This window comes from Streptomyces sp. NPDC042346 (assembly GCF_055581845.1).
On record NZ_JBVJEH010000004.1, the window covers coordinates 606,217 to 628,171 of the forward strand.

A 21,955-nucleotide genomic window follows, 5' to 3' on the forward strand; every position below is an offset into this window, starting at 1 on the left:
GGGGCATGTTTCACGTGAAACCGATCGATCCGCGTCTGCTCCGGTACGCCCGGGCCACCCGTTTCTTCCTTGCCGCGGTGGTCGTGCTCGGTCTGGCCGGGGCGGCGCTGGTCATCGCCCAGGCGATGTTCATCGCCGAGATCGTGGTGGGGGCCTTCCAGAAGGGCCTGGCGGTTTCCGATCTGACCACCCCGCTGGTGCTGCTCGCGGGAGTCGCGGTGGCGCGCGGCGTCGTCTCCTGGCTGACCGAGCTCGCCGCCCACCGGGCGAGCGCGGCGGTCAAGTCCGAACTCCGCGGCCGGCTCCTCGCCCGGGCGGCCTCGCTCGGACCCGGGTGGCTGAGCGGCCAGAAGGCCGGCTCGCTGATCGCGATCGCGACGCGTGGCGTCGACGCGCTCGACGACTACTTCGCCCGCTATCTGCCGCAGCTCGGCCTCGCGGTCGTCGTGCCGGTGGCGGTCCTTGCCCGGATCGTCACCGAGGACTGGGTCTCGGCGGCGATCATCGTCGTCACCCTGCCGCTCATTCCGATCTTCATGATCCTCATCGGCTGGTACACCCAGGCGCGGATGGACCGGCAGTGGAAGCTGCTCTCCCGGCTCTCCGGTCACTTCCTGGACGTCGTGGCGGGCCTGCCCACCCTCAAGATCTTCGGCCGGGCGAAGGCTCAGGCCGAGTCGATCCGCGCGATCACCTCGGAGTACCGCCAGGCGACGATGCGCACCCTGCGGATCGCCTTCCTCTCCTCCTTCGCCCTGGAACTCCTCGCGACCCTGTCGGTCGCGCTCGTCGCCGTGACCATCGGCATGCGGCTCGTCCACGGCGAGCTCGACCTGTACACCGGGCTCGTCATCCTGATCCTGGCGCCCGAGGCATACCTCCCGTTGCGGCAGGTGGGCGCGCAGTACCACGCGGCGGCCGAGGGGCTCGCGGCGGCGGAGGAGATCTTCGAGGTCCTGGAGCAGCCGGTACGCGAGGCCGGTACGGGCGCGGTTCCGGACTCCGTACGGCTGGAGCTCGACCGGGTGACCGTACGGCACGCGGGGCGCGCCGAACCGGCGCTCGACGCGGCGACGCTGACGGTCGAGCCCGGCGAGACGGTGGCCCTGGTCGGGCCGAGCGGCGTCGGGAAGTCGACGCTCCTCGACGTGGTGCTCGGCTTCGCGGCGCCGGAGGAGGGCGGGTCCGTCCGGGTCGGCGGCGAGGACCTCGCGACGCTCGACCCGGAGGCGTGGCGGTCGCGGATCGCCTGGGTGCCCCAGCGCCCCTACCTCTTCGCGGGGACGATCGCCGAGAACGTACGGCTGGCCCGCCCGGACGCCTCCGACGAGGCGGTACGGGAAGCGCTGCGGGACGCCGGGGCGGACGGGTTCGTCACGGGGCTCCCGGAAGGGCTCGACACCCCGCTCGGCGAGGACGGTGCCGGCCTTTCGGCGGGCCAGCGGCAGCGCCTGGCGCTCGCCCGAGCGTTCCTGGCGGACCGGCCGCTGCTGCTGCTCGACGAGCCGACGGCCGCGCTGGACGGCGAGACGGAGGCGGGAGTCGTCGACGCGGTCCGGCGTCTCGCGGCGGGACGGACCGTGCTGTTGGTCGTCCACCGGCCGGCGCTGCTCGCGGTCGCGGACCGGGTGGTGACGCTGGCACCGGCGGCCGTGGACGCCGACTCGGCCGGGGTGGATTCGCCGCAGCCGACTGCGGAGTCGACCTTGGAGCCGGTGTCGCAGCCGGCTTCGGAGCCGGACGCGTCGGAATCGGTCAGGGCGGGCGGCCGCCGGGCGGAAGTCGGAGCGGACTCGGGGAGGGACCCGGGGACGGACCCGGGCGTTCGCTCCGGTGCGGACGGGGCCGTCGGCGCCGGAGCCGGAGCCAGCTCCGGGCGGTCGGTGCTCGGGCGGGTTCGGGGCATGGCCGGTGAGCTCAAGGGGCGCATGGCGCTCGCGCTGCTGCTCGGCAGCCTGGCCCTCGGCTCCGCCGTCGGGCTCATGGCCGTGTCCGGCTGGCTCATCTCCCGGGCCTCCGAACAACCGCCCGTGCTCTACCTGATGATGGCCGTCACCGCCACGCGCGCCTTCGGCATCGGCCGGGCCGTCTTCCGGTACGCCGAGCGGCTCGTCTCGCACGACGCCGTGCTCCGGATGCTCGCCGAGCTCCGGGTCTCCGTCTTCCGCCGACTGGAGCGGATCGCCCCGGCCGGGCTGCGCCGCACCCGCCGCGGAGACCTCCTCTCCCGGCTCGTCCAGGACGTCGACGCACTCCAGGACTACTGGCTGCGCTGGCTGCTCCCGGTGGGCGCCGCGCTCGTCGTGGGCGTCGCCTCCGCCGGGTTCACCGCCTGGATGCTGCCCGAGGCCGGGGCCGTCCTCGCCGTGGGCCTGCTGGTCGCGGGCATCGCCGTCCCGGCGATCGGCGGGGCCTTCGCCCGCCGGGCCGAGCGCCGGCTCTCCCCCGCGCGCGGCACCCTGGCGACCGCCGTCGCCGACCTGCTCCGCGGCTGCGCCGAGCTGACGGTCGCGGGCGCACTGCCCGGCCGGGTCGAGCGGACCCGTACGGCCGACCGGCACCTCACCTCCATCGCCTCCCGGCAGGCCGCGGCCACCGCGCTCGGCTCCGGTCTCTCCGCGCTGGTCTGCGGCCTGACCGTCGCGGCCGCCGCGTTCGTCGGCGTCCAGGGGGTGCGGGACGGGCGACTCGACGGGGTGGCCCTCGCCGTGGTCGTCCTGACGCCGCTCGCCGCCTTCGAGGCCGTCACCGGCCTGCCGCTCGCCGTCCAGTACCGGCAGCGCGTCCGGCACAGCGCCGAGCGGGTCTTCGAGGTGCTCGACGCACCCGTCCCCGTCCACGAGCCGGCCACGCCCGAGACTCCCCCGGCGAGCCCGTTCCCGCTGGAGCTGACCGGGCTCTCCGCCCGGCACGCCGGGCAGGACCGGGTGGCGCTCGCCGACTTCGGGCTCACCCTGGAGGCCGGGCGCCGGGTCGCCGTCGTCGGCGCCTCAGGCTCCGGGAAGACCACCCTCGCCCAGGTGCTGCTGCGGTTCCTGGACGTGGAGAACGGCATGTACCGGATCGGCGGCGTGCCCGCCTGGGAGCTCGACGGCGACGCGGTCCGGCGGTTCGTCGGCCTCTGCGCCCAGGACGCCCACATCTTCGACAGCTCCGTCCGCGAGAACCTGCGGCTCGCGAAGGTCGGGGCCGGCGACGAGGAGCTGCGCGACGCGCTCCGCCGGGCCCGGCTGCTCGACTGGGTGGACGGGCTCCCGGCCGGGCTCGACACCCTCGTCGGCGAGCACGGCTCCCGGCTCTCCGGCGGCCAGCGGCAGCGCCTCGCGCTCGCCCGCGCCCTGCTGGCCGACTTCCCCGTCCTCGTCCTCGACGAGCCGGCCGAGCACCTCGACCTGGCCACCGCCGACGCGCTCACCGACGACCTGCTCCGGGCCACGGAGGGCCGCACCACCGTCCTCATCACCCACCGGCTGCACGGGCTCGACGCCGTCGACGAGGTGGTGGTCCTGGACGAGGGCCGAACCGTCCAGCGCGGTCCGTACGCCGAGCTGGCGGAGACGGAGGGCCCGCTGCGCCGGATGCTGGAGCAGGAGCGGGAGACCGATCTGCTCGTCATCGGCACCGGTCCGACTTTTCTCGCCAAATAGGACTAACTAGGCTCAGGGCCATGACCGCCGCAGCGTCCGACGCCTCGGACCCCCTGGAAGCCGCCACTCAGGCCACGCGCAGCCTCCAGGGGCTGTCCACGGAGCTCACCGCCCGCGTACCGCAGCTCCTGGAGGCCATGCGCTCGGTCGGGACGGGGCTCGAACTCCACTCGACCCTCGACCGGATCTGCGAGACCGCTGCCGAACTCGCCGACGCCCGCTACGCGGCGATCGGGGTCGTCGACGACGAGGGCGAAGGACTGTCCGACTTCGTCACCTTCGGCGTCGGCGAGGACGTGGCCCGCCGGATCGGGCGCCTCCCCGACGGCCATGCCGGGCTGCTCGGCGCGCTGATCCGCGATCCGCAGACCATTCGCCTCGCCGACCTGTCCGCCGATCCGCGCGCGGCCGGTTTCCCGCCCGGGCATCCGCCGATGCGGACCTTCCTCGGCGTGCCCATCCGGGTCCAGGGCGAGATCTTCGGGAACCTCTACCTCGCCGAGAAGCACGGCGGCGGCGAGTTCAACGACTACGACGTCCACATGGTGAGGGTGCTCGCCACGGAGGCGGGCATCGCCATCGGCAACGCCCGCCTCTACGAGGCCGCCCGGCAGCGCGAACGGTGGATCGACGGCTCGGTCGCCGTCACCACGGCGCTGCTCTCCGGCGGCGACGCGGACGACGCGCTCACGGTCGTCGCCGAACAGGCCCGCCGGCTCGCCGACGCGGACGCCGGCATCGTGCTGCTGCCCGCCGAGGACGGGGGCCTGGAGATCGTCGCCGTCTCCTCGCCCCGCGCCACCAAGTCGCTGGGCGTGGTGATCCCGCCCGAGAGCGCCGTGGTGGCACAGCTCCTGGAGGGCGAGGCGGTCTTCGTGGCCGACGCCTCGACGGACCCGCGCATGATCAGTCGGCTGACCTCCGCGTACGGCCCGAGCATGATGCTGCCGCTGCAGAGCGGCGGCCGGGTCCTCGGCGCGCTCGCGACGCCCCGGGTGCGGGGCGGGCGCCCGTTCACGGAGACCGAGCGGACGCTCGCCACGCAGTTCGCCTCCCAGGCGGCGCTCGCGCTGATGATGGCGGACGCGCAGCGGGACCGGGAGCGTCTCGCCGTGTACGAGGACCGCGACCGGATCGCCCGTGACCTGCACGATCTGGTCATCCAGCGGCTCTTCGCCACCGGCATGATGCTGGAGAGCGCCCAGCGCAAGTCGATCGTGCCGGCCGTGCGCGAGGGCGTCGGCAAGGCCGTGGACGAGCTGGACGTGACCATCCAGGAGATCCGTACGGCGATCTTCGCGCTCCAGCAGGGCCCCGCCGAGGCTCCGTCGGGGCTGCGCACCCGGGTCCTGCGGGAGATCAACATGGCGGCCGTGCCGCTCGGCTTCAAGCCCGCGCACCGCTTCCTCGGCGTGATCGACTCGGCGGTCGGCGAGCTCACCGGCAAGAACCTCATCGCCGCCCTGCGCGAGGCCCTCTCGAACGCCTTCCGGCACGCGGAGGCGAGCCGCATCGAGGTGGTCGTCGACGCCTCGGTCACGCTGCCGGACGGCTCGGCCGGGGTGCGGCTCTCGGTCGCGGACGACGGCGTCGGCATCCCGGAGGGCGGGCGACGCAGCGGCCTGCGCAACCTGGCACGACGGGCCGAGTCTCTGGGCGGCGCGAGCTGGTGCGGGCCGGGCCTCGGGGAGGACGGCGGCGGTACGACGGTGGTGTGGGAGGCCCCGCTTTAAGGGAGCCCTGCTTTAAGGGAGCCCTGCTTTAAGGGAGGCCCTGCTCGTTACGGATTGTCCTGCCGCGAGGCCGACGCCTCCGCCACGAGCTGTTCGATGACGACGGCCACCCCGTCCTCGTTGTTGCCGACCGTCCGGCCGGAGGCGGCGGCGAGGACGTCGGGGTGGGCGTTGCCCATCGCGTACGAGCGGCCGGCCCAGCTGAGCATCTCGATGTCGTTGGGCATGTCGCCGAAGGCGGCGACCTCCTCGGCGGCGATGCCGCGCTCGGCGCAGCACCGGGCCAGGGTGGAGGCCTTGGAGACGCCGAGGGCGCTGACCTCCAGGAGGGCCGTGGGGCTGGACCGGGTGAAGGAGGCCAACTCGCCGGCGGCCTCCCTGGCCAGGGCCAGGAACGCGTCGGGTTCGAGCTCGGGGTGCTGCGCGAGCAGCTTGAGCACGGGAGCGGCGGCGCCCGGCGCCTCCTCGAAGAGGAGCTTCTCGGCGGTGGCGACGGTGGCGCCCGGGTCGAGGAAGAAGGGCGGGTACTGGGGCTCGTAGTGGATGCCGGTGGTGAGCTCGACCGCGAAGGAGGTCCCGGGCGCGGCGGCGCGCAGGGCCCGGACCACGTCGAGGGCGGCCGGCCGCTCCAGCGGGCGGACCTCCAGGAAGGTGCCTCCCGAGTGGAGGTCGACGACCGCGGCACCGTTGGCGCAGATGGCCAGGCCGTGGCCGTGGACGTGGTCGCTGACGACGTCCATCCAGCGGGCCGGGCGGCCGGTGACGAAGAAGACCTCGATGCCAGCCCGCTCCGCCGAGGCGAGGGCGGCGATCGTGCGCTCGGAGACGGATTTGTCGTCGCGCAGGAGCGTGCCGTCGAGGTCGGTGGCGATCAGCCGGGTCGCCGGAGCGGAAGGACGCGGGGAACGGGGAGAGGTCACCGCACCATTCTTCCGCACCGGACGCACGTGCGTGCAGGGAGCCGCACATATGAGTGAGCTGGTTTCGGTCCTCCTGTGGCTTCTCCGGCTCAGTACGCGACCTCCACGACGGCGCGGTGGGCGCGGTCGTCGTCGACACGGGTCAGCAGGTAGTGGGCGAGATCGGCGCGGGAGAGGGACTTCGGCCGGTCCAGGTGGCCGTTCTCGGCCGTGCGGTAGCGGCCGGTCAGCGGGCCGTCGGTGAGCATCGGCGGCCGGACCACCGTCCAGTCCGTGTCGCCGACGGACGGCGAGGCCATGAAGCTCTCCATCCGGGCCATGTCGGCGTAGCCGTGCCGGTAGAGCCGCTGGACCACGTACCGGGTGACGAGGCGCTGCGGCAGCGGCACGTCGGGGGTGATCTCCAGGCCGGCCGAGGAGAGGCAGACCAGGCGGCCGACCTCGGCGGCGTGCATGGCTTCGACGATGTTCCGGGTGCCTTCCGAGTAGACGGTCGTGGGGTGCTTCCGGTCGGTGCTGCCGAGGCAGGAGAGGACGGCGTCGTGTCCGGGTACGGCCTGCCACCAGCCATCGGGTGACAGGACGTCGCCGGGTACGACGGTCAGCCGCGCCTCGGGATCCGTGACCGGCACGCGGGCGGGGCGGCGGGCCACGGCGGTCACCTGGTGGCCGGCGCCGATGGCCTGGGACAGGAGCTGCGCGCCGGTGCCGCCGGTCACGCCGAAGAGCAGGAGCTTCATGATGTCCCCGTCCCCGTCCCCGTCCCTGCCCCTGCCCCTGCCCCTGCCCCTGCCCCTGTCCCCGTCCCCGTCCCCGACGCCGCGTCCGCGGCCTTCGCCAGTGCTTCGACGAGGGCGACCGCGACGGCCCGCTGGCCGTCGAGCGTGAGGTGGATCCCGTCGTCGAGGTGCAGGCCGGCCGTGGCTTGCCGGGTGTCGACCGTGAGTTCCGGCCGCCCGAGGAGGAAGTCCGCGACACCGTCGATGTCCTCGCTCGTCCAGCCGATGCCGGCGCGGCGGAAGTGCGGGTAGGCGTCCGCCCGTTCCTGGTCCACGGAGCTCGGGGTGAGCCAGATCCAGCGATCCTGGCCGGGGAGCACGGCATGCGTGCCCGGCCCGGTGGGACCGCCGACACCGCCGAGACCGTCGGTCCCGCCGAGTTCCCGCAGGGCGAGGAGGTTGCGGGCGGTCTCCGCCTCGCTGACCAGCCGGGTGCCCGGTGCCCCCGCGCCGCGGCCGAGCCGCTGGGTGTCGTTCGCGCCGAGCATGCACAACACCCAGTCGGGGCGCAGGAAGGACAGTTGGGGCAGTTGGGCGAGGGCCTGGGTGGTGCTGAGGCCCGAGACCGCGAGGTTGACGAGTACGACGCCTTCCGGGAGGAGGTGGCGAAGGATCGAGAACCACGACAGCCGGTCGGCGGTGGTGCTCTCGCCGAGGGCCGCGATCCGCTGCCCGGGCCGGAAGGGCAGCCGGTCGGCCAGGTCGGCGAAGTCGGGGTCCTTCAGGAGCTCGGCGGCGGTGGCGCGTGCCTGGTCGTCGAAGTCGCGCAGCAGCGCGCGGTAGGCGTCGGTGTCCAGGCCGAAGAGGTCGGCCAGCCGGGCCTCGGGCAGTTCCCCCAGGTAGCGCAGGGTCTTCTCGGGCTGTTGGAAGCGGACGAGCTTCTCGAGCGTGTTCCCGGTCCTGTCCTCGGACATGTCAGAGCTCCTTGCGGGTGCGGCGGCGGGGCATCAGGAATCCGGCGGCGATCAGCCAGCCCAGGCAGGTGAAGCGAGCCAGGGGCAGCAGCAGGGCGGCGCCGTCGAAGAGCAGGGTGAGGGTGGCCAGTTCGGCGATGGTGGCGAGGACGAGGCCGGTGACGGCCAAGGCGCGCGGCAGCAGTCCGGCGAGGAGGCCGGGGACGGCGATGCCCGCCACGAGCAGGCCGAGCGTCACGACGTGCCCGGGGCCGCCGGTGGCGAAGGCCAGGTACTGGAGGGCCCGGACGAGCGGCGGGAGTTCGAGGACCTCCGGACGGGAAAGGGTCCAGCTCACCAGGCCGCAGCAGGCGAGGAACCCGGCGGCGAGGAGGCCGCCGGCGAGGGCGATGGTGGCGCCGGGGGCGCGGACGCCGAGCCGGTGCAGCCGGGCCGAGACGGTGGCGGCGTAGACGGCCAGCGGGATCGAGGCGGCGAACTGGAGGGCGCCGGAGACCTGTACGGCGTCGGAGTGGGCGCGGAAGTACGCCACGATCTCGGCGGTCTCGCCGAAGGGCGAGGGGAACGGGTCGCCGCCGGCGAGCACGGTGCTGAGGACGAGCCCGGCCAGGAACAGCGCGGTGAAGACCACGGCGAGCACGCCCGGGGGCGGTCCTCCTTGGGCTTCCCGGCGCTCCGCCGGTGCTCCGGTCGGGTAACGGGTGTCGGTCCGGCTCTCTGCAGACACGAGTCCTGTCCGTTCTCTTAGGAGAATAGTTCACTAGAGAGAATCATTCTTGTCTCGTACCATAACCCTGTGAGTACCGACCGGCAACCAGCCGAAGATCCCGGGGCGGCCCCCGTCGCGCCCCCGCGCTTCGGCGCGTTCCTGCTCGCCCAGCTCGGGGCACACGCGGCGGAGCGTTTCGGCGAACGGGTCGGCGAACTCGGCCTCGCGCCGCCGGACGTCGGCCTGCTGCGGATGATCGCCATGGACCCGGGGCGCAGTCAGCGCTCCCTCGCCGCCGACCTCGGTGTCGTACCGAGCCGGGTCGTCGCGCTCATCGACAACCTGGAGCAGAAGGGGTTCGTCGAACGGCGCCGCAGCACCGAGGACCGCCGTCATCACGAGCTGTACGTGTCCGAGGAGGGCGGCCGGGTGCTCGCACGGGTCCGGGAAGCGGCCGGCGCGCACGAGGACGACCTCTTCGCCGCTCTCGACCCGGAGGAACGGGTCCGGCTGACGGCACTCCTCGGGCGGATCGCCGACCAGCAGGGCCTCACGCCTGGCGTCCACCCGGGCTACCGCCACCTGTCGAAGCGGCCCGGCCGACGCTGAGCGGCCGCCCTGAGCGGCCGCCCTGAGCGGCCGACCCGAGCGTCCGTACGGCCGTGGCTGTACGGATGTGGCTGTACGGACGTGGCTGTACGGACGCGACCGTACGGATGTGGCCGTAAACGCCCGTTCGGTTCGGGGATGTGCGGGGAAGACCCTCAGAAGACAGGCGAGCCGGCGGCGCTCAAGGGGGTGGAGGCATGGTCTCGGGCCGGTGGTCCGACGCGTGCGAGGCCTGCGGTGCGCCGTACGGCAGCTGGATCGCGAACCTCGGCATGGCCCTCTGCGGGACCTGCGAGCGGGACGGCTCGGGGCATCCCGTACGGGAACCGGTGCTGGTGGGGGACGTACTGGCCGGCATGACCGCCGCTGTGACGTTCGCGGCCCGCACCGGAAGCGCCGTACCGGACCCGCGGCGTCCGTCGACCGGGACGTGCGACGGGTGCGGGGCCGGGGCCGCGTGGCATCGCACGCTGCGAGGGCGCTGGATCCTGATGGAGCCGGGGGAGCTGGCGGCCCGGGTCGTTCCGGCGGGCCGGCGCTGGCGGATCGCGGGCGACGGTACGGCGGTCGCCCTCGGCTCCGCCGTACCTTCCGACACCTGCCGGATCAGCCACTTCGACGTCTGTCCGGAGCGGCCTGCCCCGGCCGGCTCCCCGACCCTCCTCGCCCTGTGGCGCGGGCACGCCCGACGCCAGAGAGCGAGGTGACGGCGAGGGTTCAGCCCAGCTGGGCGACGGTCTCGGTGGCGATCTTCTCGAAGACGGCCTGGTCGGCGGCGAAGTCGGAGTCCGCGATCGGCCAGTGGATCACGATCTCGGTGAAGCCGAGGTCGCGGTGGGTGCCGGCGAAGTCGACGAAGGCGTCCAGAGACTCCAGCGGGCGCCCGCGGTCCGGGGTGAAGCCGGTCAGCAGGATCTTGTCGAGCCCGGCCACGTCCCGGCCGGTCTCGGCGCAGGCCTTGCCGAGCTTCTCGATCTGGCCGCGCAGCGCCTCCACCGACTGCTCCGGAGTGCCCTCTTCGAAGATCTTCGGGTCGCCGGTCGTCACCCACGCCTGCCCGTACCGGGCGGCGAGCCTCAGCCCGCGCGGCCCGGTCGCCGCCACCGCGAACGGCAGCCGCGGGCGCTGGACGCAGCCGGGGATGTTCCGGGCCTCCTCCGCCGAGTAGAACGTGCCCCGCTCCGTCACCGAGTCCTCGGTGAGGAGACGGTCGAGCAGCGGCACGAACTCTCCGAAGCGGTCGGCCCGCTCCTTCGGCGTCCACGCCTCCTGGCCGAGGGCGGTGGCGTCGAAGCCGTTGCCGCCGGCCCCGATGCCGAGCGTGATCCGGCCTCCGGAGATGTCGTCGAGCGACATCAGGTCCTTGGCGAGGGTCACGGGGTGGCGGAAGTTCGGGGACGTCACGAGCGTGCCCAGCCGGAGCCGCTCGGTCGCCGTCGCGGCGGCGGTGAGGGTGGGCAGTGCGCCGAACCACGGGCCGTCGCGGAAGGTGCGCCAGGAGAGGTGGTCGTAGGTGTACGCCGTGTGGAACCCCAGTTCCTCGGCGCGCCGCCACTTCTCGCGGCCTCCCTCGTGCCAACGGTCGACGGGCAGGATGACGGTGCTCAGACGCAGGCTCATGGTCCCGAGCCTACGGCGGTGCGCGAGGGATCAGCGGAAGTTGCGGTTCATCCAGGGGGTGAGCGAGCTGCCCGGGATGAGCTCCTTGTACGTGGTGTCGCCTGCGAGCGGGACGACCAGCCAGTAGCCGGGCGGGAAGAACCGGCCCTTCACGTGGGCGAGGCCGCCGAGGACGGAGCGGAGGAAGGCGGGGACCGCGTCGCGGGGCACGTCGGCGAACTCGATGTTGTCCACGGTGATCCTGGCGTCGTCCTCGGGGAAGACCTGGACCGTGAGCGAGGGGGAGCCGCCCAGCTCGACGTAGGCCTCGTGCGGCAGGGAGCCGTCCGGGTCGAGGACGGTGAACGCGCCGGAGGAGGTGCGCCGGGAGGTCTGGTCCGCGCCGATGTCGTCGGTCACCGTCATCTCCAGGTGGAACTCCTGGGCGATCGCGCGGATCGCGGTGACGGCCGCTTCGGTGGTGGGCAGGTGCGGGTGTGCCATGGGGACGATCATGCCTCAGCCGTCCGGCTCGGCGGCCGGTCGGGTCTCAGGAGGGCAGGCGGAGGAACACCGGCGGCACGGCGTCGGTCAGCCAGACGCCGTTGGCGCTGACGTGGAAGACGTGTCCCGCCCGGTGCATGGCGCCGGCGTCGACGCTCAGCACGATCGGCCGGCCGCGGCGGGCGCCGACCCGGGTCGCGGTCTCCCGGTCGGGGGAGAGGTGCACGTGGTGGCGGGCCATGGGGCGCAGCCCCTCGGCCCGGATCGCGGGGAGCCGGTCCGCGACCGTACCGTGGTAGAGGTACGCGGGCGGCTCGGCGACCGGCAGGTCCAGGTCCACCTCGACGGTGTGGCCCTGGCTCGCGCGGATGCGGGTCCCCTCGATCGCGAAGCGCTTCTTGTCGTTGGTCGCGACGACGTGGTCGAGTTCCTCGCGGGTGACCGGGAAGCCGTGCGCGGCCGTCGCCCGCAGGAGCGTGTCGATCTCGGTCCAGCCCTGCGCGTCGAGGACCAGGCCGATGCGTTCGGGCTGATGGCGCAGATGCTTCGCGAGGTACTTCGACACCTTCACGGTGCGTCGTTCGTCCATGGGTCTCCCCTGAAGTGAATGAAGCGAGCTGAACGGAACTGAACTGAACTGAACTGAAGGGGAGCGGAGATGTTTGATCCACAGCCAAAGCGGTTTATCCACAGGCTAGTTGGCGATTCTGTGGACAACGGGGCCGTTATTTAAGATGCATTGGGGTAATTAGCCAGATATCTTGCCAGTTGCGGCAAGAGTGTCCAATGTCCTTTTATGGAGCTCTCGTTCGGTGGCGGCCGTGACGAAGGCCGCGACACCCTCCGCGCCAACGAGATTCTGCACGGCCCGAATCGTCTCCGCCGGCAGGCCCACCGCGCGAGGCTCGTCGTCCCGCGCCGGCGGTGCGTCGGGCGAGAGGTGGAGCTGGAGGTGCCGGGTGGCCAACACGCGCATCGCCCTGGCCAGTTCGGCGTCGACCGTCTGCTGGGCGAGCGGCCGGAGCCGTCGCACCATCGTCGCCGCCTCGGCCGCGTCCGCGTCCGTCGGCGGCCGGTGCTCCAGATAGCGCGCGAAGACGTGCTCGGTCGTGAACTCCAGGAAGCGGGAGGCGATGTGCTCCACCTGATCGCGAAGTTCCCTCAGATGCCCGGTTATTGCCGGCAGCGGCACCCCCGCCGCGTACAACTCCACCGCCACGGCGAGCTCTTGCGGACTCGGTACGAGGTACTCCTCCGCCTCCCGGTCCGGAAGCCGTTCCAGTACGCCGAGCTCGACGGCCTCCCGGATGGCGTCCTCGTCCGGTGTGCCGCCGAAGCGGGCGTCCAGCTCCGCACGGGAGATCCGGTCCGCCTCCTCGTCCGTCCACGGACCGTGGACCTCCGCCACCAGGCCGAGCACCCCGCCGAGGCCCCGGCCCGTGTCCCAGGCCTCCAGAAGCTCCTTGATCGAGGCCAGGGTGTAGCCGCGGTCGAGGAGATCGGCGATCTGCCGCAGCCGGGCGAGGTGCGCGTCCCCGTACACGTTGGACCTGCCGCGCCGCTCGGGGCGGGGCAGCAGGCCGCGGTCCTGGTAGGCGCGGATCGTCCGGACCGTGGCCCCGCTGTGATGCGCGAGATCCTCGATCCGGTACTCCGGCTGTGCTGACTGCTCGGACAAACCCGCTCCCACCGCCCGCTTTCCCGCACCCCGTCGCCGCGGGGCCCCTCCTGGGAGGGATCGTACGACCGCCCGCCCCTCCACCGTCCCTCCGCGTGCGTCATCGCGTGCGACGGCGTACGCCATCGCGTGCGACGGCGTGCTGCCATCGCGTACGACAGCGTGCGCGATCGCGCACGACCCGCGGAGCCGGGGACCCGCCTACGCGGGCGGCTGCCAGCGGGCGAACGCCCGCAGCGCGCCCGGGCTCAGCCGGGACAAGGCGTGGATGCCCCGGGCCTCGGGGGTCACCGGGACGACGGCCCGGTCGTGCAGGACCGCCCCCAGGATCGCGTCCGCGACCTTCTCCGGCGGGTAGTTCCGCAGACCGTAGAGCCGCGACGCCTTCTTCTGCCGCCGCTTCTCCTCCGTCGCGTCCGCGACCCCCGCGAACCGCGTGGTCGCGGTGATGTTGGTGTTGACGATGCCGGGGCAGATCGCGGACACCCCGATGCCCTGGCCGGCCAGTTCGGCGCGCAGGCACTCGCTGAGCATCAGCACGGCCGCCTTCGACGTGCTGTACGCGGGCAGGGCCCGGGAAGGCTGGAAGGCCGCCGCGGAGGCGGTGTTCACGATGTGACCGCCCTGGCCGCGCGCGGTCATCTGCGCGCCGAAGATCCGGCACCCGTGGATCACGCCCCACAGGTTGACGTCCAGGACCCGCTTCCACTCCTCGCTCGTCGTCTCGAAGAAGGAGCCGGTGAGCCCGATGCCCGCGTTGTTGACCAGGACGTCGACGATCCCGTACTCGCCGGCCACCTTCGCGGCCAGCTTCTCCATCGCCTGCTCGTCGGCGACGTCGGCGGTCTCGCCCCAGGCCTCGGGAGCGCCGATCAGCCGGGCCATCTCGGCCGTACGGCCCGCGCCCTCGGCGTCCCGGTCCACGGCCACGACCCGGGCGCCGGCCTCCGCGAACGCGAACGCCGTGGCCCGCCCGATGCCACTGGCCGCCCCGGTCACCAGGACCAGCTGCCCACCGAACCGCTCCGCGTACTCCGGCCGCACCCCGTTCTTCGCCGCCGTCGAGGCGACAGGACGAAGACCTGACGCCTTGGTCGCCGGGTCCTCGTTGGCCCGGACGAACTCGGCTATCCAGGCCGACAGCTGGTCCGGCCGGGTGCGCGGCACCCAGTGCTTGGCGGGCAGGGTGCGCCGGGTCAGGTCCGGCACCCAGGTGCCCAGGTCGTCGTAGAGCCGCTCGGAGAGGAAGGCGTCTCCGGTCGGCGTGATCAGCTGCACGGGCGCGTGCGCGTACGCGTCGGGGCGCGGCCTGCCGAGCCGGGCCCGGACGTTGTCCCGGTAGAGCCAGGCGCCGTGCGCCGCGTCGCTCGGCAGCGACGGCGTCGGGTAGTCGCCGGCCGGGACCTTCTCGACCCGCTCCAGGATCTTCGGCCAGCGCTTGCCGAGCGGCCCGCGCCAGGCGAGCTCCGGCAGTACGGGCGTGTGCAGCATGTACACGTACCAGGACTTGGCGCCCTGGCCGAGGAGCTGACCGACCCGGCGGGGGGTGGGCCGGGCCATGCGCTGCTTGATCCAGTGCCCGAAGTGGTCGAGGCTCGGCCCCGACATCGAGGTGAAGGAGGCGATCCGCCCCTCGGCGCGCGGGACGGTGACGAACTCCCAGGACTGCACCGAGCCCCAGTCGTGGCCGACGAGGTGGACCGGCCGGTCCGGGCTGACGGCGTCGGCGACCGCGAGGAAGTCGTCCGTCAGCTTCTCCAGGGTGAAGCCGCCGCGCAGCGGGGCCGGAGCCGTCGACCGGCCGTGGCCCCGGACGTCGTACAGCACCACGTGGAACTGCTCGGCCAGCCGGGCCGCGACCTCCGACCAGACCTCCTTGGAATCCGGGTAGCCGTGCACGAGCAGCACGGTCGGCCGGTCCGTGTCGCCGAGCTCGGCGACACACAGCTCGACCCCGCCCGTCCGGACCCAGCGCTCCCGCGCGCCGTCGAGCCCAGCGATTCCCGCCATCAGACCGCCCCTTCGTTCCAACGCCGCACGTGCGGCAGATCGTCGTCCAGCCAGAACGCGCTCTGCTCGGGATCCTTCGAGTCGGTGACGACCAGGATCTCCTCGAACTTCGCGCCCGTCCCCCGGAATCCGAGGTGCGGCTCGACCGCCCACAGCCCGGGCACGGGCGGGTGGTCGGAGAACGTGTACGGCGACCAGAGCGGCGACCAGCCGTCCCGGTGGCCGTGGACCGCGTCGCTCGCCAGGCCCTTGAGCGCCTGCGTGCCGAAGCCGAAGAGCGTCGGCGACCAGCGGCGCTCCTTCACCCGGTCGATCTTGTGGGCGATGACGCCGAAAGGATAGGCCCGGTGCCGGTTCGCGTACCCCTGGCGGACCATGAGCCGGTCCACGTCCTCGTATATCTCGCGCAGCGTGCGGCGCTCGCGGACCTCGCGCAGGATCAGCTCGCGGTGGTCGCGGAGATCGGCGAGCAGCTTGTCGTGCAGGGGGTTGAGGCCCAGGCAGCCGCTGTAGCCGATGTCGGCGGTGTGCCCCTTGTAGACCGGCGCCATGTCGAGGATGAACGGCATCCCCGCCTCCAGGCGCCGGTTCGTCGGGAAGAACTGGAGGGGGATCTTGAAGTCGACGAAGGCCGTGCGGTCCCCGAACCAGGCGAACGGCCGGTGGAACCAGTCCCGCACCCCGCGCTCGTACAGCCACTCCCGCTGCATCCGGGCGGCCTCGCGCTCGGTCACCCCCGGCCTGAGCTGCGCCGCGACGGCTTCCGCGCACTCGTACGAGAGGCGCTGCACTTCCCTGAACCCCCGCAGCTCCGCGGAGAGTTCACCTGTCACTGCTGAGGCCATGCCATCCGCCGTCCCGTGTGAGCGCCCGATCGCACTACGCGTCCGTAACTTGACACCGATGAATGTGACAATGCCCGGCGGCTGAGTCAAGGGGTCGAACGCCGGCCTGTGGAAAAGGTGGGGAAGGAGGTGGAGAAGAAGGTGGAGAAGTCAGGGGGCGAGCCGGCGGAAAAAGACTTTCGTCGCGACTCCCCTACGGGCTTGTACTCCTCTGGTCGGAGAAGGATCGAGCCGTTGGGCTGACGATTCCTGTGGCGCACGCCACTACCGTCGTACCGTGACTGTGATCGCGACCGAAAGCCTCAGCAAGCGGTTCCCCCGGGTGACCGCTCTTGACCGGCTCTCCCTGGACATCGGGCCCGGTGTGACCGGACTCGTGGGTGCCAACGGAGCCGGCAAGTCCACCATGATCAAGATCCTGCTCGGACTCTCCCCCGCCACGGAGGGCCGCGCCGAGGTGCTCGGCCTCGACGTCAGCACCTCCGGCGCCCGGATCCGCGAGCAGGTCGGCTACATGCCGGAGCACGACTGCCTGCCCCCGGACGTCTCGGCCACCGAGTTCGTCGTCCACATGGCGCGGATGTCGGGCCTGCCCGCGACCGCCGCCAGGGAGCGGACCGCCGACACCCTCCGCCACGTCGGCCTGTACGAGGAGCGCTACCGCCCGATCGGCGGCTACTCGACGGGCATGAAGCAGCGGGTGAAGCTCGCGCAGGCCCTCGTCCACGACCCGAAGCTGGTCCTCCTCGACGAGCCGACCAACGGCCTCGACCCGGTCGGCCGCGACGAGATGCTCGGACTGATCCGCCGCGTCTGGACCGACTTCGGCATCTCCGTCCTCGTGACCTCGCACCTCCTCGGCGAGCTGGAGCGCACCTGCGACCACGTCGTCGTCATCGACGGCGGGCAGCTGCTCCGCTCCAGCTCCACCAGCGACTTCACCCGGACCACCACGACGCTCGCGGTCGAGGTCACCGACTCCGACACCCACCCCGACGGCACGGGAGCGCTCCGCGCGGCCCTCGCCGAAGCCGGTGTCGTCCTCCACGCGGGCGTGGAGGACGGTCTGCCCGGCGCCGGCCACATCCTGCTCCTGGAAGCGGCCGGCGAGGAGACGTACGACCTCGTGCGGGACACCGTCGCCGACCTCGGCCTCGGACTCGTCCGCATGGAGCAGCGCCGCCACCACATCGCCGAGGTCTTCCGGCCCGAGACGCCCCCGCGGCACGAGGAGGTGCCGGCCCGATGAGCACCCAGCCCCACCCCTCCCAGGCCGCTCCCGACACGACGCAGATCCACAACATCGGCTACCGGTCCTACGACGGCCCGCGCCTCGGCCGGGCCTACGCGCGCCGGTCGCTCTTCTCGCAGTCCCTGCGCGGCGCCTACGGCCTCGGCCGCAGCGCCAAGTCGAAGGTGCTGCCGATGCTGCTCTTCGCCGTGATGTGCGTCCCGGCGCTGATCCTCGTCGCGGTCGCCGTGGTCGGGAAGCAGTCCAAGCTCTCGATCGAGTACACGCAGTACGCGATCTACCTCCAGGTCGTCATCAGCATCTACCTGGCCTCGCAGGCACCGCAGTCCGTCTCCCGGGACCTCCGGTTCCGGACGGTGCCGCTGTACTTCTCCCGCCCGATCGAGCGCGCGGACTACGTCCTCGCCAAGTTCGGCGCGATGGCCTCGGCGCTCTTCATCCTCACCGCGTCGCCGCTGCTGATCCTCTGGATCGGCTCGCTGCTCGCCAAGATGGACTTCGCGGAGCAGACCAAGATGTTCGGCCAGGGCCTCGTCTCCGTGGCGCTGCTCTCGGTGCTCTTCGGCGGCATCGGCCTCGTCATGGCGGCCCTCACCCCGCGGCGCGGCTTCGGCGTCGCCGCCGTGATCGCCGTCCTGACCGTCTCGTACGGCGCGGTCTCCACCCTCATGGGCATCGCCTTCGCGACGGACAATGCGGGCGCCATCCAGTGGCTCGGCCTCTTCTCGCCGATGACCCTCATCGACGGTGTGCAGAGCACCTTCCTTGGCGCCCCTCCCGGTTTCCCCGAACTCGGGGGTCCGAGCACCGGTGCCGGCGTGATCTACGTGCTGGTCGTCCTCGCGCTCATCGCCGGCTCGTACGGCATCCTGATGCGCCGCTACCGAAAGGTCGGGCTGTGACCACGCTCCACATCGACCACGTCTCCCGCTGGTTCGGAAACGTCGTGGCCGTGAACGACGTCACGATGGCGGTGGGCCCGGGCGTCACCGGCCTCCTCGGCCCGAACGGCGCCGGGAAGTCCACCCTGATCAACATGATGGGCGGCTTCCTCGACCCCTCCACCGGCAGCGTCACGCTCGACGGACAGAAGATCTGGGGCAACGAGTCCGTCTACCGCCAGATCGGTGTCGTCCCCGAGCGGGAGGCGATGTACGACTTCCTGACCGGCCGTGAGTTCGTCGTGGCCAACGCGGAACTCCAGGGCCTCGGCGACAAGGAGGCCCAGGAGGCCCTCGCCACGGTCGAGATGGAGTACGCCCAGGACCGCAAGATCTCCACGTACAGCAAGGGCATGCGGCAGCGCGTGAAGATGGCCTCGGCCCTCGTGCACCAGCCGTCCGTGCTCCTCCTCGACGAGCCGTTCAACGGCATGGACCCGCGCCAGCGCATGCAGCTGATGGACCTGCTGCGGCGGATGGGCGCGGAGGGCCGCACGGTCCTCTTCTCCTCGCACATCCTGGAGGAGGTCGAGCAGCTCGCCTCCCACATCGAGGTGATCGTGGCCGGGCGGCACGCGGCCTCCGGCGACTTCCGCAAGATCCGCCGGCTCATGACGGACCGGCCCCACCGCTATCTCGTCCGCTCCAGCGACGACCGGGCGCTGGCCGCCGCACTCATCGCCGACCCGTCCACGGCCGGGATCGAGGTCGACCACGTGGAGGGCGGACTGCGCGTCCAGGCGGTGGACTTCGGGCGGTTCACGGAGCTGCTGCCCAGGGTCGCGAAGGACCGGGGCATCCGCCTCCTGACGGTCTCGCCCTCGGACGAGTCCCTCGAATCGGTCTTCTCGTACCTCGTCGCGGCCTGAAAGGAGCCTGACCGATGTACAACCCCACAGTCGCCCGGCTCACCTACCGGGCCCTCCTCGGCCGCCGGCGGGCGCTGATCCTCTTCCTGCTGCCCGCCCTGCTCGTGCTCATCGCCGGGGCGGTGCGCGCCTTCAGCGGCGCGGACGACCAGGTCGCCGCCGACGTCCTGGGCGGCTTCGCGCTGGCCACGATGGTGCCGCTGATCGGCGTGATCGCCGGCACGGGCGCGATCGGGCCGGAGATCGACGACGGCTCGATCGTCTACCTGCTGTCCAAGCCGGTGAAGCGGCCCACGATCATCTTCACGAAGCTCATCGTGGCGATCGCCGTGACCATGGTCTTCTCGGCGGTGCCGACGCTGATCGCCGGATTCATCCTCAACGGCAACGGCCAGCAGGTGGCCGTCGCGTACACGGTGGCGGCCCTGGTGGCCTCCATCGCCTACAGCGCGCTGTTCCTGCTGCTCGGCACGGTCAGCCGGCACGCGGTCGTCATCGGCCTCGTCTACGCGCTGGTCTGGGAGACCCTCTTCGGCTCCCTGATCTCCGGCGCGAAGACCCTGAGCGTCCAGCAGTGGTCGCTCGCCCTCGCGGAGAAGGTCACCGGCGACGGCCTGATCGACTCCGAGGTCGGACTCGCCACGGCGACCGTCCTCCTCGTGGCGGTCACGGTCGCGGCGACCTGGTTCGCCGGCCACAAGCTGCGGACGCTGACCCTGGCGGGCGAGGAGTAGGCCCCCGGGACGGGACGACACAGCGGCGGTACGGCTCCGAGGGTCGTCGCCCCGGCTCCGGGAGGCCCTCCCGGAGCCGGGGCGCCCCCCACACCTCAGACCGTGCGGTTCCGGGCCGCCAGCAGGCCCACGGCGAGGGACGCCGCGCAGACGACGAGGACCAGCGAGATCGGCAGGGACCAGGAGCCGGTGGCCTGGTGCAGGGCGCCGGCCACCAGCGGGCCCGCCGCGGCCAGGAGATAGCCGACCGTCTGCGCCATCCCCGACAGCCTGGCCGCGGTCACCGCGTCCCCCGAGCGCAGCACGATCAGGGTCAGCGCGAGGCCCAGAGCGCCGCCCTGGCCGACGCCGAGCAGCGCCGCCCAGAGCCAGGCGCCCTCGGCGGGCGCGATCAGCAGACCGGCGTAACCGGCCGCGACCAGCGTCGTGACCAGGACGATCAGCGGGCGCTGACTCCGCATCCGGCCCGCGAGGAGCGGCACCGCGAAGGCGCCCACGATCTGGGTCAGGGTGTTGAAGGCGAAGATCATCCCGGCCGTGGAGCGGCTCATGCCGTGATCGGTGAAGATCGTCGGCATCCAGGCGATCAGGACGTAGGACCAGAGCGACTGGCCGCCCATGAACAGGGTCACCTGCCAGGCCAGCGGCGAGCGCCAGACGCTCACGGGGGGCTTGGCGCCGGCCGGGACGGCCCGTACCTCGTGCCCCGTACGGCCCTTGGCGATCAGCACCTGCGGCAGCCAGGCGAGCGCCGCGACCCCGGCGAGCAGCGACCAGAAGCCCAACGAGGCCTCCCAGCCGCCGCCGAGGGCCTCCTCCAGCGGCACCGAGGCCGCAGCCGCCACCGTCGCGCCCGCGATCAGCGCACCCGTGTAGACGGAGGTCATCGCCGCGGCCCGGTCCGGGAAGTCCCGCTTGATGAGCCCCGGCATCAGCACGTTGAGCAGGGCGATCGCCGTACCGACGAGGATCCCGCCGCCGTACAGCGCGTACACGGACGGCAGGACGCGCGCGAGGATGCCGACGCCGAGCAGGAGGAGCGCGGCGAACAGCACCCGTTCGGCGCCGAAGCGGCGACCCAGCCACGGAGCGACCAGCGCGCCCACGCCCAGGAACAGGACCGGGACCGAGGTGACGAGCGAGCTCGCCGTCGAGGAGAGACCGAAGGCGGCGGAGATCTCGCCCACCAGGGGCGCCACGCTCGCGAGGGCGACCCGCATGTTCAGCGAGGCCAGGACGATCCCGATCAGGAGCACCGCCGGGTGCGCGAGCAGCGTGCGGCGGGCCGCGACCCCTTCGGCCGACGGCGCGACCCCGGCCTCGGCATCGACGAGGACGCGCGCCGGCCCCTCCGCCTCCGCGAGGGCCTCGCCTCCCGTACGTATCGCGGTCATCCGTTGCGCTCCGGCAGGTTCCGCTCCGGCAGGTTCCGCTCCGGCAGGTCCTGCTCCGCCAGGTCCTGCTCCAGCGCCGCGATCGTCTCCAGCGGCAACCGCAGCAGCTCGCGCGCCTGGCGCTCCGCCGCCTCCGGGTCGCCCGCCTCGACCGCCTCCACCAGGGCCTCGTGGGCGTCTATGTCGACGGGCGGCATCTCCCGGTCGCCGAGCGCCTCCACCAGCACCTCGTGCACCTGCGTGGAGAAGAAGCGGTACACCTCGACGAAGGCGGCGTTGTGCGTCGCGCCCACGACCGCCAGATGGAAGGCGAGGTCCGCGTCCGCGTCCCGGTCGCCCTCCTCCCGCAGGGTGGTCAGCGCCGCCCGCAGCCGCAGCAGGTCGTGGGTGTCCCGGCGTACCGCCGCGAGCCGGGCGGCCTCCGCCTCCAGGGCGACCCGCAGTTCGAGCACGTCCGCCGCGCCCGCGTGGCGCACCCCGCGCAGCACGGCGGCCGGATCGGCGGTCGACCTGACGAAGGTGCCGTTGCCCTGCCGGGACTCCAGGAGCCCCGCGTGGACGAGGACCCGGACCGCCTCGCGGACGGTGTTGCGGCCCACGCCGAGCTGCTGCGCGAGCTCGTGCTCGGTGGGAATGCGGTCGCCGACCGCCCACTCCCCGTCGGTGAGCTGCGCACGGAGCTGTTCCACCGCGGAGTCCACCAGCGAGGTCCGCCCCGCCGCCTTGAGTGCCATGCCGTTCCGACCTCTCCATTCGCCCGGTTGCCCAGTCATCCTACAACTGACCCCGCGCGGGACACCGGACTACTGTGGGGCCGT

At 72.6% G+C, this 21,955-nt stretch carries 20 protein-coding genes; 8 read left to right on the forward strand and 12 right to left on the reverse strand.

Annotated features, from left to right (window positions below):
* Nucleotides 1–14: 14 nt before the first annotated feature.
* Nucleotides 15–3,647 (forward strand): thiol reductant ABC exporter subunit CydD, encoded by a 3,633-nt coding sequence (gene cydD / locus ACZ6K0_RS20770; RefSeq protein ID WP_469231302.1) that lies wholly within the window; start codon nt 15–17, stop codon nt 3,645–3,647.
* A gap of 20 nt (nt 3,648–3,667) precedes the next feature.
* Nucleotides 3,668–5,380: a sensor histidine kinase gene (locus tag ACZ6K0_RS20775; RefSeq protein ID WP_376397974.1), complete on the forward strand. Its 1,713-nt coding sequence runs from the start codon at nt 3,668–3,670 to the stop codon at nt 5,378–5,380.
* Between the two features lie 47 nt (nt 5,381–5,427).
* Here the strand turns inward: ACZ6K0_RS20775 and ACZ6K0_RS20780 are convergent, their stop codons facing one another.
* From ACZ6K0_RS20780 to ACZ6K0_RS20795, 4 genes are all read right to left on the reverse strand, one after another.
* The gene (locus ACZ6K0_RS20780) at nt 5,428–6,300 is read right to left on the reverse strand and encodes a Cof-type HAD-IIB family hydrolase (RefSeq protein ID WP_469231304.1); all 873 of its coding nucleotides are present in this window, start codon (nt 6,298–6,300) and stop codon (nt 5,428–5,430) included.
* Between the two features lie 89 nt (nt 6,301–6,389).
* Nucleotides 6,390–7,040, reverse strand: coding sequence for an NAD(P)-dependent oxidoreductase (locus tag ACZ6K0_RS20785; protein WP_469231306.1), 651 nt, complete (start codon nt 7,038–7,040; stop codon nt 6,390–6,392).
* Complete coding sequence (locus ACZ6K0_RS20790; protein ID WP_469231307.1) at nt 7,037–7,993, reverse strand: GDSL-type esterase/lipase family protein; 957 nt, start codon at nt 7,991–7,993, stop codon at nt 7,037–7,039. Before ACZ6K0_RS20790 ends, ACZ6K0_RS20785 begins: the two co-directional genes overlap by 4 nt.
* 1 nt (nt 7,994) lies before the next feature.
* Nucleotides 7,995–8,720 carry a hypothetical protein gene (locus ACZ6K0_RS20795; protein WP_376397983.1) on the reverse strand — a complete coding sequence of 242 codons (726 nt, stop codon included), beginning with the start codon at nt 8,718–8,720 and terminating at the stop codon, nt 7,995–7,997.
* A 69-nt stretch (nt 8,721–8,789) separates the two neighbouring features.
* On the opposite strand from ACZ6K0_RS20795, the gene ACZ6K0_RS20800 reads away from it, so the two are divergent.
* On the forward strand, nt 8,790–9,311 hold the full coding sequence (locus ACZ6K0_RS20800) for a MarR family winged helix-turn-helix transcriptional regulator (RefSeq protein WP_469231310.1): 522 nt from the start codon (nt 8,790–8,792) through the stop codon (nt 9,309–9,311).
* Nucleotides 9,312–9,508: 197 nt separating this feature from the next.
* A complete protein-coding gene (locus tag ACZ6K0_RS20805; RefSeq protein WP_469231312.1) occupies nt 9,509–10,018 on the forward strand; it encodes a DUF6083 domain-containing protein in 510 nt (169 codons plus the stop codon).
* A gap of 10 nt (nt 10,019–10,028) precedes the next feature.
* Here ACZ6K0_RS20805 and ACZ6K0_RS20810 read toward each other — a convergent pair whose 3' ends face one another.
* The 6 genes from ACZ6K0_RS20810 to ACZ6K0_RS20835 form a co-directional block, all read right to left on the reverse strand.
* A complete protein-coding gene (locus tag ACZ6K0_RS20810) occupies nt 10,029–10,931 on the reverse strand; it encodes an LLM class flavin-dependent oxidoreductase (RefSeq protein WP_376397987.1) in 903 nt (300 codons plus the stop codon).
* A gap of 30 nt (nt 10,932–10,961) precedes the next feature.
* Nucleotides 10,962–11,414, reverse strand: a complete 453-nt coding sequence (locus ACZ6K0_RS20815; RefSeq protein ID WP_469231314.1) for a hypothetical protein — start codon at nt 11,412–11,414, stop codon at nt 10,962–10,964.
* Between the two features lie 46 nt (nt 11,415–11,460).
* A complete protein-coding gene (locus ACZ6K0_RS20820; RefSeq protein WP_469231316.1) occupies nt 11,461–12,003 on the reverse strand; it encodes an RNA 2'-phosphotransferase in 543 nt (180 codons plus the stop codon).
* A 159-nt stretch (nt 12,004–12,162) separates the two neighbouring features.
* The gene (locus tag ACZ6K0_RS20825) at nt 12,163–13,092 is read right to left on the reverse strand and encodes a MerR family transcriptional regulator (RefSeq protein ID WP_469231318.1); all 930 of its coding nucleotides are present in this window, start codon (nt 13,090–13,092) and stop codon (nt 12,163–12,165) included.
* A gap of 201 nt (nt 13,093–13,293) precedes the next feature.
* A complete protein-coding gene (locus ACZ6K0_RS20830) occupies nt 13,294–15,102 on the reverse strand; it encodes an SDR family oxidoreductase (protein ID WP_469231320.1) in 1,809 nt (602 codons plus the stop codon).
* Nucleotides 15,102–15,947: a M24 family metallopeptidase gene (locus ACZ6K0_RS20835; RefSeq protein WP_376398001.1), complete on the reverse strand. Its 846-nt coding sequence runs from the start codon at nt 15,945–15,947 to the stop codon at nt 15,102–15,104. Before ACZ6K0_RS20835 ends, ACZ6K0_RS20830 begins: the two co-directional genes overlap by 1 nt.
* Nucleotides 15,948–16,230: 283 nt before the next feature.
* Here ACZ6K0_RS20835 and ACZ6K0_RS20840 point away from each other — a divergent pair, with 283 nt between their 5' ends.
* From ACZ6K0_RS20840 to ACZ6K0_RS20855, 4 genes are read left to right on the forward strand one after another with little or no spacing between them, the layout of a single operon-like run.
* Nucleotides 16,231–17,196 (forward strand): ABC transporter ATP-binding protein, encoded by a 966-nt coding sequence (locus ACZ6K0_RS20840; RefSeq protein WP_376398460.1) that lies wholly within the window; start codon nt 16,231–16,233, stop codon nt 17,194–17,196.
* Nucleotides 17,193–18,101 carry an ABC transporter permease gene (locus tag ACZ6K0_RS20845; RefSeq protein ID WP_376398004.1) on the forward strand — a complete coding sequence of 303 codons (909 nt, stop codon included), beginning with the start codon at nt 17,193–17,195 and terminating at the stop codon, nt 18,099–18,101. Before ACZ6K0_RS20840 ends, ACZ6K0_RS20845 begins: the two co-directional genes overlap by 4 nt.
* Nucleotides 18,098–19,009: an ABC transporter ATP-binding protein gene (locus ACZ6K0_RS20850; protein WP_376398007.1), complete on the forward strand. Its 912-nt coding sequence runs from the start codon at nt 18,098–18,100 to the stop codon at nt 19,007–19,009. Before ACZ6K0_RS20845 ends, ACZ6K0_RS20850 begins: the two co-directional genes overlap by 4 nt.
* A gap of 14 nt (nt 19,010–19,023) precedes the next feature.
* Nucleotides 19,024–19,743, forward strand: a complete 720-nt coding sequence (locus ACZ6K0_RS20855) for an ABC transporter permease subunit (RefSeq protein WP_469231323.1) — start codon at nt 19,024–19,026, stop codon at nt 19,741–19,743.
* Nucleotides 19,744–19,838: 95 nt separating this feature from the next.
* On the opposite strand, the gene ACZ6K0_RS20860 is transcribed toward ACZ6K0_RS20855, so the two are convergent.
* Both ACZ6K0_RS20860 and ACZ6K0_RS20865 read right to left on the reverse strand, forming a co-directional pair.
* Nucleotides 19,839–21,137 (reverse strand): CynX/NimT family MFS transporter, encoded by a 1,299-nt coding sequence (locus tag ACZ6K0_RS20860; protein ID WP_469231325.1) that lies wholly within the window; start codon nt 21,135–21,137, stop codon nt 19,839–19,841.
* Complete coding sequence (locus tag ACZ6K0_RS20865; RefSeq protein WP_469231327.1) at nt 21,134–21,871, reverse strand: FadR/GntR family transcriptional regulator; 738 nt, start codon at nt 21,869–21,871, stop codon at nt 21,134–21,136. The genes ACZ6K0_RS20860 and ACZ6K0_RS20865 overlap by 4 nt, the downstream gene beginning before the upstream one ends.
* Nucleotides 21,872–21,955: the final 84 nt, after the last annotated feature.

Excerpts from the sequence above, each read along its gene's own strand:
- ACZ6K0_RS20835 (WP_376398001.1), bottom strand. The coding sequence starts at position 15,947 with ATGGCCTCAGCAGTGACAGGTGAACTCTCCGCGGAGCTGCGGGGGTTC.
- ACZ6K0_RS20845 (WP_376398004.1), top strand. The coding sequence starts at position 17,193 with ATGAGCACCCAGCCCCACCCCTCCCAGGCCGCTCCCGACACGACGCAG.
- ACZ6K0_RS20775 (WP_376397974.1), top strand. The coding sequence starts at position 3,668 with ATGACCGCCGCAGCGTCCGACGCCTCGGACCCCCTGGAAGCCGCCACT.
- ACZ6K0_RS20810 (WP_376397987.1), bottom strand. The coding sequence starts at position 10,931 with ATGAGCCTGCGTCTGAGCACCGTCATCCTGCCCGTCGACCGTTGGCAC.
- ACZ6K0_RS20830 (WP_469231320.1), bottom strand. The coding sequence starts at position 15,102 with ATGGCGGGAATCGCTGGGCTCGACGGCGCGCGGGAGCGCTGGGTCCGG.
- ACZ6K0_RS20855 (WP_469231323.1), top strand. The coding sequence starts at position 19,024 with ATGTACAACCCCACAGTCGCCCGGCTCACCTACCGGGCCCTCCTCGGC.
- ACZ6K0_RS20815 (WP_469231314.1), bottom strand. The coding sequence starts at position 11,414 with ATGGCACACCCGCACCTGCCCACCACCGAAGCGGCCGTCACCGCGATC.
- ACZ6K0_RS20820 (WP_469231316.1), bottom strand. The coding sequence starts at position 12,003 with ATGGACGAACGACGCACCGTGAAGGTGTCGAAGTACCTCGCGAAGCAT.
- ACZ6K0_RS20785 (WP_469231306.1), bottom strand. The coding sequence starts at position 7,040 with ATGAAGCTCCTGCTCTTCGGCGTGACCGGCGGCACCGGCGCGCAGCTC.
- ACZ6K0_RS20790 (WP_469231307.1), bottom strand. The coding sequence starts at position 7,993 with ATGTCCGAGGACAGGACCGGGAACACGCTCGAGAAGCTCGTCCGCTTC.
- ACZ6K0_RS20865 (WP_469231327.1), bottom strand. The coding sequence starts at position 21,871 with ATGGCACTCAAGGCGGCGGGGCGGACCTCGCTGGTGGACTCCGCGGTG.
- ACZ6K0_RS20860 (WP_469231325.1), bottom strand. The coding sequence starts at position 21,137 with ATGACCGCGATACGTACGGGAGGCGAGGCCCTCGCGGAGGCGGAGGGG.
- ACZ6K0_RS20805 (WP_469231312.1), top strand. The coding sequence starts at position 9,509 with ATGGTCTCGGGCCGGTGGTCCGACGCGTGCGAGGCCTGCGGTGCGCCG.